Below are 13188 nucleotides of genomic sequence, written 5' to 3' on the forward strand. Positions count from 1 at the left end.
TTGTAGCTTTACGGCTAATAAGGGATGAGGTATGGGAGAAAGAAGTAGAGCAAAGAGCGCTAGGTATTCTTTTTATCAAAATCGAATGAAAAAGTCTTAAAATAGTGCTTATCTTTCAATACGATAGGCGTTCAAACGTTCATCTTTTTCACAGATTACAATTAAGTACAGACATAGCATAAGAGAAGACCACTACAATAGTGGTCTAATGTAAAATGGGTGCCAAAGGTAGTTGATGCTTGTGTATTTTGTCTATTATCCTCGTTCCCAAAACCTTTGTTTACCTACATTTTGTATATAAGTTTTAAAAGGGCCATTTGTGATTGTTACTCCAGGTTTATTAATAATACCAACTTCTTGGATTAAGTACATGCCACTTCGAGAAGAGCCGATCGGTTTATAATGATTATATTGTTCAATTATATAGCTCTTTGCTTTTTGATTAAAGTGAGGTGTAGCTCCTCTTCCAGATACGACAAATAGACTGTCATAAACCAGTGGAGAGCCTGTTAAAAAGGAATCGTCGACTTGAAGCGTACTACCATCAGTTCCATTCAATGTTTCCTGTGTTTCACTAATAATGAACGGGCGAGTTTTTGCTGCGAGTAGCTGTTGTAATATTGGACGTACAATAGCTGCATCATATTGGTCAGCTACGATGATCCCCACCTTTAAAGTAGCTGGCGAAAAAGTTGTGTTTGCCATACTAAGTGCTTTAGAGGACGCAGTTTCCGATGATTCTTTCACATTTGGTGGCTCAACACCAATTTTATGTGCCACGGATGTGGCAAGATCGTGGCTAATATGACCAATGAGGTTGACTACATTTTGTCTGACCATTTTACTTTTTACTTTACCTAATTCAAAGCTAAAAGCTAAGAAAATATGATTCCTTTCAACATCACTCATACTATTCCAAAATAACCTCGCCTGAGAAAAGTGGTCTGTAAAACTTGGAGCAGTTTTTCGAACTTTCATGCCTTCAACTTGAGAAGGATATGTGAGGAATCCTCCTCTTGCTGGGGGTACTTCATAAGGTGTATTGTTTTGCAAGGAATTATTGTGATAAGCGACTTTATCCTTATCGATAATATATCTGGCTGCTCCATCTCGTTGGTTGTTATGAAATGGACAAACAGGACGATTAATAGGAATTTGCTGAAAATTTGTTCCTACACGATATATTTGTGTATCTGAATAGGAAAAAATACGCGTTTGTAGTAGGGGGTCATTAGAGAAGTCAATACCACGAACAATACTACCAGGGTGAAGAGCAACTTGTTCTGTTTCGGCAAATACATTATCTACATTTCGATTCAATGTCATTTTACCTATTTTCCGTACGGGAACAAGCTCTTCTGGCCATAATTTAGTCGCATCTAGAATATCAAAGCCGAATTTAAATTCGTCTTCTTCATTTATGACTTGTATGCCTAATTCATACTCAGCAAAGTGACCTTCTTCGATATTTTCCCATAAATCTCTGCGGTGAAAATCGGCATCAGCTCCGCCAAGTTTTTGTGCTTCATCCCAAATTAACGAGTGCAGGCCGAGTACAGGCTTCCAATGAAATTTAACAAATCTCGCTTCGTTATTTTTATTAACCAGTCTAAATGTATGGACGCCGAAGCCCTCCATCGTTCTAAAGCTACGGGGAATTGTCCGGTCAGACATAATCCACATCATCATTGCTGCAGATTCTTCATTGCTCGAAATGAAGTCCCAAAAAGTGTCGTGAGCTGTTTGACCTTGTGGAATTTCATTATGCGGTTCAGGTTTTACTGCATGAATGAGATCTGGAAATTTAATACCGTCTTGAATAAAGAAGATGGGAATATTATTCCCTACCAGGTCAAAATTACCTTCTTCTGTATAAAATTTTGTTGCAAATCCCCGTACATCTCGGTTCGTTTCATTTACCCCTCTAGAGCCCGCCACCTGAGAAAAACGGACGAATACTGGTGTTTCTAAACTAGGATCTTGAAGAAAATGAGCCATTGTTATATCTTCTAACGATTCATATACACGAAAAACCCCATGGGCAGCAAATCCCCTCGCGTGAACTACTCTCTCAGGAATACGCTCTCTATCAAAATGAGCCATTTTATCCTGAAATATAAAATCCTCCATCAAGGTGGGACCGCGTTCACCAGCTGTTAGAGTATTTTCGTCATTCGCAATTTTTACCCCTTCATTAGTTGTTAACGGTTGATTTTTATTTTCACGAATGAATGCTTCTAATTGTTTCGTTTTTTTATTTTCTGGCTTTTTGCCTTCTCGCTCCACTACAGTCACCTCCATTATCAAAGGTATGATGACGGTAAAAAAGTATGTATAAAATTTTATGATATACGCTTTTGATGGTCTTTCACGGCAATTAATATCCCTTTATTAATCCAATAATTGAAGTTTTCTGGCGGGAAAACGCCACGTCTTTGTGAAGACCCCATTTCAATAATAATACTACTATCACTTACATCCAAAACCTTCAAAGATTTTGACAAACATAAGTTCGGTAAAAAACCATCTTTAATTTTAAACTCCATATTCTTTTTAATAGCCATGTAGATTCGCCTCCATTTGAAATGATGCATTAATGCGATAGACTAGGCTTTCATTCGCCTAATCTTTTAGATAATACAGAACTTATATAAATCGTATCTTAAAAACCTTTTAAATGTTTATTTTCCTTTGCTGTTTACTTGGATTGTTCAATTATAATGTAACCAATTTTCATGAGGTTTATCCTTTTATAAGAGTATTTCAGCAATGATGAAGAATAATAGAAAGAACAATGTTGTTGGTTTAAATATTGAAAGGTGCAATAAGAGATGGAATTTCCCGTCATACATACAAATTTTTGGGATGCTATGATCGCCATTCCCATCGTGATTATCTTTACGCAAATGTTAAAATATTTTCTAGGGATTAGTAAACCTTTTGTACCAACAGTGGCTATACTTATTGGGTTAATTGTATCGATTTTTATTAGTCATAGAGGTGATCTCATTGCAGGGGTCTTTATGGGTTATTTTTATGGTTATGGGGCTATTGGTAGTTACGCTTCCCTTAAAACATCTTTGCTTTATTTTAGAAATAAAAAATAATTCAAAAGGGCATAGAGTTTATTAAAACGAAAAAACACGAACAAATTTCCATTTGTCCGCGTTTTATAAAGGATATCATTCCGATTTACTTGGCGTATGAGTCACAAATTGCATCCTTTCATTAAACATTGTTGGATAGGATAGGAATCCAAGTATAATACTCGTGATAACAGCAGATGAAAGCAACATAAATAGAATCAACAATTGAAACAGGACAGCCTGAACAGGATCAGCGCCTGCAATTATTTGTCCACTCATCATCCCAGGTAGTTGTACAAGACCAATCGTTTTTTGACTCTCAATTGTTGGTATTGTACTTGCGCGAATACTAGTCATTAACTGGCGATGGATGGCTTGTTTCGGTGTACCCCCCAATGATAGAAAAAGTTCTACTTCTCCTGTTCTGTTTTCAATTTCCGCGGTAAATCGATTAAGAAATAATATTGATAATACCATCGCATTACCAATAATCATTCCACTAATGGGAATCATATATTGCGCAGTTGCTGGAATAATTTTAAGACTAATAAGGACACTTTGGGTCAACACTTCAATAAAGCAGTATGTAAGAATTAGTTTCCATGTAATGCCTTTAATCATCACACCTTTTTTTCTTGCATTATGTACGGCAGCAGTAATAATGAGAATAATCATTAAAAAGATATAGAAAAAGCTTTCTGAATCAAAAACGAATTGCAACACGTAACCGACCGCAAGAAGTTGGATGATTGAGCGAATGGTCGCAATCAAGACATCCTTTTCAAGACCTAGCTTGAATGTTTTAGATAAGAGAATAGGAATAAGAACAAATATTAATGTCAGAGATAATTGAAAAAAAGTCATTTTTCCTCACCACCTTCAAAAAACTGCTTGACCTTATCATTAGAGGATGAAACAATTTCAGAACTTTTTCCATGTGCCGCTAGTTTGCCATCTATAATTACCCACGTCTCATCCCCTATACGTAGTGCTTGATCAAGATTATGAGTAATCCAAACAATGGTTGTTTTCCTCTTTTGATTAATGGATGTAATTAGTTGCTCAACTTCCCTTTGTGAAGTTTGGTCAAGGGCTGATGTAACTTCGTCTAACAATAATATTACTGGTTCATTCAATAATGTCCGCGCGATAGACACCCTTTGTTGTTGCCCTCCAGAAAGGTCTGTTGCTTTGCGGTGAAGAAATTCTTCATTCAATCCAATCAAATTAAGCATTTCAATCGCCTTTTCTTTTGACAACTTTTCTCCATTGAGGGTTAGCGGCAACGATAAATTATCATAGACATCCCCTTCTATCATAATGGCTTTTTGCAGAACTATTCCTACATTACGACGTAAAACTGTTGGTGTAATGGTCAAAATATCCTCACCATGAATGAAAATGTCTCCAGATGAGGCTGATTTCATCCCATTACATAAATGAAATAGTGTAGATTTGCCCGAGCCTGATGGACCGACAACGGTCGTTATATTCCCCGATGAAATAGTACCAGTTATGTCTTTAATAATTGATAATGAATCAGTGTGATAATGTACATTTTGAAATGAAATTGCTGTATGCAAATATAACCACCCTTTTAAATTTATGATAAATCTTTATGTACAATCTTAGTATATCCTAAAGGATGAGATTGGTTAGATATTTAAAACATTCTTGCTTAAAATGCCGAAGAAATAACTTGATGTTCTTTAAAATAAAGCGCTCTAACGGTTACTTAGTATAAAGACTTCACTTAATATTTGAAAAAAGAAAAGGATTTATTAAAGGAAGTAAAGAAAAGAAAATATATAACAATGACAACATAGAGGAGGTAAAAATGATGAAAAGATATGAATTAGCAGTGATTCCTGGTGATGGTATCGGGAAAGAGGTTGTACCTTCTGCCGTAAAAGTGCTCCAAACAGCAGCGACTTTACATGGTGGTATTCAATTAGAGACAACTGAATTTCCATGGGGGTGCGACTATTATATCAAACATGGCAAAATGATGAGTGATGACGGTCTAGAGCGACTGAAGAATTTTGATGCGATTTTTTTAGGGGCAGTAGGAGATCCGAACAAAGTTCCCGATCATATTTCATTATGGGGGTTACTCATTCACATTAGGAGAGAATTTGAGCAGACCATTAATATCCGACCAGCCAAATTATTTAAAGGGCTAACCTCCCCTCTCGTTGATCCAGGGGCATTTAATTTTCTAGTTGTACGTGAAAATAGTGAGGGCGAGTATAGTGAATCTGGTGGGAGAATACATAAAGAAACAGACGAAATCGCTATCCAAAACGCCATTTTTACGAGAAAAGCAACGGAAAGAGTAATGGATTATGCGTTTAAGCAAGCTGTTCTTCGTAAGGGTCATGTCACTTCAGCTACGAAATCTAACGGTATTGTCCATTCGATGCCATTTTGGGATGAAGTGTTTAATGATGTGAGTAAGCGCTATACAGGAGTGCGTACATCATCTGTGCATATTGATGCACTAGCTGCTTTTTTTGTTACCAAACCGAGCGATTTCGATGTGATCGTTGCTAGTAATCTTTTTGGAGATATTTTAACTGATATTGGTGGAGCGATTATGGGGAGTATTGGTATAGCCCCTGCAGGAAACATCAATATAAATGGGAAATATCCGTCCATGTTTGAGCCTGTACATGGTTCAGCGCCAGATATTTATGGTAAAGGAATAGCCAATCCAATCGGGCAAATATGGACGGCTTCGTTAATGTTAGATCATTTAGGTGAAATCGCACTAGCTAGAGAGGTCTTACGAGCAATGGAAGAAGTTACTGATGCAGGGATAAAGACGAGAGATATTGGCGGAAATGCTACGACTGATGAAGTGACAAATAAAATTTGTCTTCAATTACAAAATAATATTGGCTGAATGTAGGAGGTTGAGGATATTTGATGAATCAAATGTTTAGTTTTTTATTCGTACCTGCGATCTCTACCAAGATGGTAAATAAGGCTTTAACAATTAAGCAATCAGCCATCATACTTGACTTAGAGGATTCTATTGCCCATTCTAAAAAGCATGTAGCCAGAGAGAAGGTCTCTGGTTATATGAGTGAACTTAATGAATGGGATAGGCAAAGGGTATATATTAGGATTAATGATAGTGAAAGTCCGTATTTTTATCATGATCTCCAATTAGTTAAAGTATGTAAGCCACGGGGACTATTTATCCCAAAAGCAGAAGATAAAAACATGATAAAGGAGATAGCAACTTATTTGGCAGATGAATCGATAGCTCTTATTCCCTTAATCGAAACGGCAAAAGGGATACATTATTCATTTGACATTGCCACTGCAACAGAAACCGTTGAAAGACTGGCTTTTGGTGCGGTTGATTATTGTTTAGATACAAATATTGAGGTAGGAGAGGGGAGGGAAGAGTTATTATACGCACGTTCACAATTAGTAAACGCTTCAGCAGCAGCTAAAATACTACCCCCTATTGATTCTGTGTTCCTTCATTTAGAGAATAGCAATGATCTCATTAAAGAAACAACCCATGGCAGGAAAATAGGCTTTGCTGGTAAATTAGCGATTCATCCAAATCAAGTCGTACGAATCAATGATGTGTATCATCAAGAGAATAACAACCGTATTCATGAAGCGAAAGAAGTGATTAGACTGTTTGAAGACGCTGAGAAGGAGGGAAAAGCATCAATTAATGTGAATGGGCGTTTAGTGGATTATCCCGTTTATAAACAGGCTAAGAAATTACTACAGATAAATAGTGAGTGTAATGAATCAAGGTGATGACACTTTCATATTGTGAACTGTAAAATGTTTGATACGCTAGTATTAGCTGACCCCTTTTCGGCGAACACTTAGTTTTACTACTCTTTAAATAAATTTCAGAAAAGTATAGACAATTTTAATTGGATTTTGTATCCTGTTTTAAAAGGGAGTAAAGGGTGAGTGATCATTGACGATTGATGTTGATTTGAAATTAGATAATCGCGATACACTGCATTTAAAAGTATGTAACGTTCTCCGAGAAGCAATTATAAAAGGTCAGTTTAAACCTGGTGAACGATTAAAACAATCAGATTTAGCAGAAAAACTTGGTGTCAGTAGAATGCCGATTAGAGAAGCATTGAGAAAATTAGAATCTGAAGGTTTAATTACCCTAGTACCACATAAAGGAGCTATTGTTAAAACGATTCATTTATCAGATTTACAAGAGGTGTACACCTTAAGAGCACAGTTAGAGAAGATGGCTTTTATCCAAAGTGCAAAGCTGCTTACAGATACTGAAATCACGAGATTAATAGATCTTGTACATTTGATGGAAGATAGTGAAGATGTAGATGAATTTATTGAAAGAAATATAGAATTCCATCAATTATTATTAAAGCACTGCCATTGGGAGAGATTAAATGGTTTTATTGACACACTATGGAATGGGCTACCACAACAAACACCACATTTTATTACAGGTCAGACGGCTACATCAAATGAAGAGCATCGGGAGATTATCAAAGCGATAAGAGAGAAAAGATTTGAGCATGCAGGTGAGATTTTGTCTCATCATATTTTAAGAACAGGTGAATCACTTATTCACAGTTTAAAAAATGAAAGAATGAAATAAATATTGATTCATCAGGAAGGCAGCACGAATTTTTCAGAGCTGCCTTATCTTTTGCAAACGTTTACTTTAACGAAGGAAGGAAGAATGGACAATGGCTTTAACGGAAAAAATTTCAGAATATATAGTTAATTTAGACTATCAAGATTTACCAAAAGATGTGATTGAGTTTACGAAAGTATGTATTTTAGATTGGTACGGTTCAGCAATAGCAGGAATAGATGAACCACCAGTGGTTGCATTAAAAGAGACGTTATTTGAAATGGGAGGGAATGAACAGGCAACCCTTATTTCCGGTGAAAGGACTTCTCTTGCAAATGCTGCCATGATTCATAGTGCTGCTAGCCATATAGTGGAGTTAGATGATATTCATAAAGGATCGATTATTCATGCAGCAACAGTTGTGATTCCTGCTGCTTTATCTGTGTGTGAAGCGTATGACTTATCAATAGAAGAATTAATTACGAGTATCGTCATCGGCTATGAAGTTTGTTATCGTATCGGTGAAGCGGTTACGCCTAGTCATTATTATTATTGGCATAATACTGCAACATGTGGCACTTTCGGAGCAGCAGCTGCAGCAGCGAAGTTATTAGGGCTTAATAAACAACAAATCGTTCATGCTTTGGGAAATGCAGGGACACAGGCAGCGGGGTTATGGGAATTTATTGAAGATGGAGCCAATTCAAAACAGCTTCATACTGCAAAGGCATCCTATAATGGTGTACTTGCAGCACTTCTTGCTAAAAAAGGCTTTACAGGTGCCTCAAAGATATTAGAAGGTGATCGTGGTTTTTTCAAGGCAATGAGTGATTCGTACAACGAACAAAAGATTATTGAAGGACTCGGTGAGCAGTTTAAAATAATGGAAAATGGTTTTAAGCTTTATGCTTCCTGTCGTCATACCCATCCGAGTATGGACTGTGTGCATACATTGATGAACAAACATTTAATTGACTCTACTAAAATTGAAAAAATCCTCATAGAAACCTATCAAACGGTATTAGATATAACAGATAATCCCAAACCTCGTTCCATTTATGCAGCAAAATTTAGTGTGCAATTCTGTGTTAGCTTAATTGCCCTTAAAGGCAGCGCTTTTCTACAAGACTTTAATGAAAGATCATTAAATAATAGTGAAATTAGAGAAATGATGAATAAAGTACGAGTAGCATCAACAAAGGATTTTACGGATGCCTATCCAGAACAATGGGGTGCAAAGGTAACTATTGTCTTAAGTAATAAAGAAAGTTATAGCGTCGCAACTGAATTTCCAAAAGGAGACCCAGAGAATCCTGCCAGTAAAAAACAAATGGTTGAGAAGTTCCAGTCATTAGTGGCTCATAAGATCACAGATGTAGATTATAGAGTAGATGATATATACAATATTGAAAATTTAAAAATAAAGGATTGGCTACTGGCAAATAGCCCAATTGGAAATGGAAATGAGGCTTGATGATGAAAGTGATTGCTTATGACCATATAGTGGAACAAGTAGCGAAGCTTTGTCAGGAAGCGAACTTTGCCCTTGGCGAGGACGTTATTTCTGCTTTTCGACAAGCGGTAGAAACAGAAAGGTCACCAATTGGAAAAGATATACTGTTAGATTTAATTGAAAATGCGAATATCGCTACAGAAAACCGTGTGCCTATGTGTCAGGATACAGGTGTTTCCGTTTTTATAGTTGAATTAGGCCAAGACTGTTTGATTAAAGGTGGAACAATTACAAGTGCCATTAATGAAGGTGTAATGAAAGGATATAAAGACGGGTATTTACGGCATTCTATCGTCAATAATCCCCTGACAAGAGATAAATCTGCAACATATAACAGCCCTGCCATTATTCATATTGAAATGAAAGCCGGAGATCAACTCGTTATCCATATGTCGGCAAAAGGGGGAGGGAGTGAGAATATGAGTGCACTTAAAATGTTAACCCCAGCAGATGGTATCGAAGGCGTAAAAGAGTTCATCTTAACAACCGTTGAAAATGCAGGACCTAATGCTTGTCCACCTTTAGTTGTTGGAATTGGAATTGGTGGGAATTTTGAACGCTGCGCTTATTTAGCTAAAAAATCATTGTTTAGACCGATTGGTCAACATCATCAGTCTCCAATAGTTGCCCAATTAGAAAAAGATTTAATGAAGAACATAAATGAAATGGGGATTGGTCCTCAAGGCTTAGGTGGCGATACAACTGCCATAGATGTAAAAATCGAGTTAGAACCATGTCATATCGCTGCACTTCCTGTGGCTGTTAATTTAAATTGTCATGCGTCAAGACATAAAGAATTGAGAATGTGAGGCTGATAGAATTGGAAAAAAAGCAGTTAACTTTACCCTTAAAACCAGAAGAGTTGGAAACATTAAGGGCAGGACAGCAAGTCGAATTATCAGGCTTAATATATACAGCAAGAGACGCAGCCCATAAAAAAATTTATGATCTTTTATCTCAACAAGAAACGGTTCCATTCACGGTAGAAAATGCTTTTATTTATTACGTTGGTCCGACCCCAGCAAAACCTGACCAAGTGATTGGCTCCGCTGGTCCAACTACTAGTAGTAGAATGGATAAATATACACCATTATTATTAGAGCATGGCTTAAAAGGAATGATTGGAAAAGGATATCGAAATGAAGAAGTAAAGGAAAGTATAAAAAGAAACAAAGCCGTTTATTTAGCAGCAATAGGGGGCACCGGCGCACTTCTTTCTACGGCTATTAGAGAGGCTGAGGTTGTGGCATTTCCTGAGTTAGGTCCGGAGGCAGTATACAAGCTCACAGTAGAAAATTTTCCAGTTACAGTTATTATCGATTCTTTAGGTAATGACTGGTATATACAAGCAAGAGAGAAGTTTCAACAAAAAAGATCAACTCTATAATTATTAATTACTATTTTTAAAGGACAAAGTCTCATATGTCTATCAATTGTATCCATTATCCCAAATAAATTATCTGTTTTATTAATAAAATATTGAATATTATTAATATATATAATAGTATAATTAATAAATTCAGAAAATTCTAATTAGGTGGTGGGGATAGATGGAGTTCGAATACACAAATGAAAACCAACAAGTCTTACAAATGGTAAAGGAGTTTGTCCGAAAAGAAGTGTCACCTCATATTAAATATTATGAGAAAAATCAATTATTCCCGAAAGATATTTTTGAAAAAATGGGCAATCTAGGTTTTTTTGGTGCTTGTTTTCCTGAGCGATATGGTGGGTCTGAATTAGGTTTTCTTAATTTAGCTATCATTGCTGAAGAAATATCGAAAGCACATCCATCGTTAGGTTATGCCTTTAATATGCAAGCAATGACCTGCCCTTTTACAATCTTAAATTGGGGAAATAAGCAGCAAATTGAAAAATATGTCCCTTCTCTAATAAAGGCAGAGAAAATTGGTATGTTCGCTCTTACTGAATCTGGTGGTGGCTCAGACCCTGCTGGAGCAATGAAGACAACGGCTGTTTTAGATGGTGATGAGTACGTGCTGAATGGATCAAAAATGTGGATTACTTTTGCTAACGAGGCAGATGTAGGTGTGTTGTTTGCGAGAACAAATCCAGAAGCTGGTCATAATGGCATTTCTGCATTTATTATTGAGACTAATGTACCAGGGGTTTATGCAAAACCAATCGAAATCAGTTCTCTAGGATATATGACAAGAAGCTGTGAAGTATTTTTAGAGGATTATCGAATCTCCAAAAGTCAATTATTAGGTAAAGAGGGAGAAGGCTTTAAAATTGCGATGAACGCGCTTGATTATGGACGCTTAACTGTTTCTTCACGATTGGTTGGTATTGCTCAAGGTTGTATTGATGAGTCGATATCTTATGCAAACGAACGAGAAGTGAGTGGTGTACCAATTGGTCAATATCAAATGATTCAACATTTGATTGCGGATATGGTAGTAGAAACAGAGGCTGCAAGATTGCTTACGTATAAAAGCGCTTACTTAAAAGATAAAGGCGAAGCGGCGACTAGACAAAGTGCATACGCAAAATATTTTGCTTCAGAAGTATCTACCAAAGCTGCAAGAAGTGCGTTAGAGATATTTGGTGGCAATGGTATAGCAGATGAATATCCGATTATGAAGTATGTAAACTATGCGAATATGCTTCACTTTGGTGAAGGGTCGGCAAATATACAACGTATACTGATTGCTAATGATGCCTTAGGGGAAAAGGATGCTAATCGTCATCATATCGAAAGAAAGTATTCTTTAAGTAGTGATATTAAAAAGGTGAGGGTGTAGTCGATGAGTGATAGGCAACCACTTGAAGGCGTAAAAGTATTGGATTTATCTCGTGTTTATGCAGGACCTGGGGGTTCAATGATACTAGCAGATTTAGGTGCTGATGTCATCAGAATAGAGGCACCGAATGGTACTGATAGTATGAGAGATTGGGTCCCTTTCATAGGTGGAGAAAGTACGTATTATTTTACCGCTAATCGTAATAAAAAATCAGTAGAGTTGGATTTGAAAAACCAAAAAGGGAAGGATATCTTTTTAAAGCTCGTACAAGAGGCAGATATTGTCTTAGAAAACTTTAAAACAGGTACTTTGAAAAAGTTAGGTCTCGACCTACAACAACTTAAAAAGGTAAAAAAAGATATTATATTATGTTCGGTTACCGGATATGGGCAAACGGGACCGTATAAAGGGGAACCGGGATTTGATCCTGTTATGCAAGCGATAGGTGGTCTAATGGATGTTACTGGACTTCCAGAGGGAGACGCAACAAGAGTGGGACTTCCACTAGTCGATATTATGACGTCACAATATGTAACAATAGCGATTCTCGCAGCTTTAAGACAAAGAGATCAAACAGGAAAGGAACAATCTATTGATCTATCCCTATTTGAAGTACAATTAAGTGCACTTGCCAATGTAGCAAGTAGTTATTTAAATGCAGGTACAGTTTCAACAAGAGTTGGCAATGATCATAGTTATATTGTTCCTTATCAAGTATTTAAATGCAGTGACCGTCCATTAATGGTTTGTTGTGGTAATGATAAATTATTTGCGAATTTTTGCGTTGTTTTAGATCGTGAAGAATGGATTGGGGACGAGAGGTTTAAAACGAATCAAGCTAGAGTAACTAACCGTGAAGTGTTAACAAATAGAATCGCAGATATGATGATAACCAAAACGGCAGATGAATGGTTCACTCAATTATCACAAGTAGGTGTTCCAGCTGGACCAGTAAATAATATCGAACAAGTTTTTCAACATCCTCAAGTTGAGGCGAGAGAGGTTGTAGAAGAAGTTTCCCATGTAAAGCTTGGACATATTAAATTGGTGAAAAGTCCACTTAAAAATTCTACCCTAAATGTTAAAACAAAAGCAGGGCCACCTGTTTTAGGACAGCATACAGAAGAACTTCTACATGCATTAGGGTATCAAAAATTAGAGATTGATCAATTGAGAAAAGAGGGAGTTATTGGTTCGTTAGCCGAGCGGAAAATGTGATTATGA

13 protein-coding genes are annotated in these 13188 nt (G+C 36.7%); 9 read left to right on the forward strand and 4 right to left on the reverse strand.

Features of this window, described 5'->3' with window-relative positions:
- Positions 1 to 255: 255 nt before the first annotated feature.
- Together MKX78_RS11455 and MKX78_RS11460 are read right to left on the reverse strand one after the other, a co-directional pair.
- The gene (locus MKX78_RS11455; protein ID WP_341050965.1) at positions 256 to 2286 is read right to left on the reverse strand and encodes a catalase; all 2031 of its coding nucleotides are present in this window, start codon (positions 2284 to 2286) and stop codon (positions 256 to 258) included.
- A gap of 56 nt (positions 2287 to 2342) precedes the next feature.
- Positions 2343 to 2564: a hypothetical protein gene (locus MKX78_RS11460; protein WP_095373379.1), complete on the reverse strand. Its 222-nt coding sequence runs from the start codon at positions 2562 to 2564 to the stop codon at positions 2343 to 2345.
- A 267-nt stretch (positions 2565 to 2831) separates the two neighbouring features.
- Here MKX78_RS11460 and MKX78_RS11465 point away from each other — a divergent pair, with 267 nt between their 5' ends.
- The gene (locus MKX78_RS11465) at positions 2832 to 3107 is read left to right on the forward strand and encodes a hypothetical protein (protein ID WP_095373378.1); all 276 of its coding nucleotides are present in this window, start codon (positions 2832 to 2834) and stop codon (positions 3105 to 3107) included.
- A 75-nt stretch (positions 3108 to 3182) separates the two neighbouring features.
- Here MKX78_RS11465 and MKX78_RS11470 read toward each other — a convergent pair whose 3' ends face one another.
- Both MKX78_RS11470 and MKX78_RS11475 read right to left on the reverse strand, forming a co-directional pair.
- Entirely contained in the window at positions 3183 to 3950 is a 768-nt protein-coding gene (locus MKX78_RS11470; protein ID WP_341050967.1) for an ABC transporter permease, read from the reverse strand.
- Entirely contained in the window at positions 3947 to 4669 is a 723-nt protein-coding gene (locus tag MKX78_RS11475; RefSeq protein ID WP_095373376.1) for an ABC transporter ATP-binding protein, read from the reverse strand. The genes MKX78_RS11470 and MKX78_RS11475 overlap by 4 nt, the downstream gene beginning before the upstream one ends.
- Before the next feature lie 257 nt (positions 4670 to 4926).
- On the opposite strand from MKX78_RS11475, the gene MKX78_RS11480 reads away from it, so the two are divergent.
- From MKX78_RS11480 to MKX78_RS11515, 8 genes are all read left to right on the forward strand, one after another.
- A complete protein-coding gene (locus MKX78_RS11480) occupies positions 4927 to 5991 on the forward strand; it encodes a tartrate dehydrogenase (RefSeq protein WP_095373375.1) in 1065 nt (354 codons plus the stop codon).
- A gap of 23 nt (positions 5992 to 6014) precedes the next feature.
- Positions 6015 to 6872: an HpcH/HpaI aldolase/citrate lyase family protein gene (locus tag MKX78_RS11485; protein WP_233435395.1), complete on the forward strand. Its 858-nt coding sequence runs from the start codon at positions 6015 to 6017 to the stop codon at positions 6870 to 6872.
- Between the two features lie 169 nt (positions 6873 to 7041).
- The gene (locus MKX78_RS11490; RefSeq protein ID WP_095373373.1) at positions 7042 to 7707 is read left to right on the forward strand and encodes a GntR family transcriptional regulator; all 666 of its coding nucleotides are present in this window, start codon (positions 7042 to 7044) and stop codon (positions 7705 to 7707) included.
- 91 nt (positions 7708 to 7798) lie between these two features.
- On the forward strand, positions 7799 to 9160 hold the full coding sequence (locus MKX78_RS11495) for an MmgE/PrpD family protein (RefSeq protein ID WP_095373372.1): 1362 nt from the start codon (positions 7799 to 7801) through the stop codon (positions 9158 to 9160).
- A 2-nt stretch (positions 9161 to 9162) separates the two neighbouring features.
- Positions 9163 to 10008 carry a fumarate hydratase gene (locus MKX78_RS11500; RefSeq protein ID WP_095373371.1) on the forward strand — a complete coding sequence of 282 codons (846 nt, stop codon included), beginning with the start codon at positions 9163 to 9165 and terminating at the stop codon, positions 10006 to 10008.
- Positions 10009 to 10019: 11 nt separating this feature from the next.
- Complete coding sequence (locus MKX78_RS11505; RefSeq protein WP_095373370.1) at positions 10020 to 10586, forward strand: Fe-S-containing hydro-lyase; 567 nt, start codon at positions 10020 to 10022, stop codon at positions 10584 to 10586.
- 163 nt (positions 10587 to 10749) lie between these two features.
- Complete coding sequence (locus tag MKX78_RS11510; RefSeq protein ID WP_341050974.1) at positions 10750 to 11964, forward strand: acyl-CoA dehydrogenase family protein; 1215 nt, start codon at positions 10750 to 10752, stop codon at positions 11962 to 11964.
- Positions 11965 to 11967: 3 nt separating this feature from the next.
- Positions 11968 to 13182 (forward strand): CaiB/BaiF CoA transferase family protein, encoded by a 1215-nt coding sequence (locus MKX78_RS11515; protein ID WP_307314116.1) that lies wholly within the window; start codon positions 11968 to 11970, stop codon positions 13180 to 13182.
- Positions 13183 to 13188: the final 6 nt, after the last annotated feature.

The sequence above is a fragment of the Cytobacillus sp. FSL R5-0569 genome, assembly GCF_038007265.1.
Lineage (GTDB): Bacteria > Bacillota > Bacilli > Bacillales > Cytobacillaceae > Cytobacillus > Cytobacillus kochii.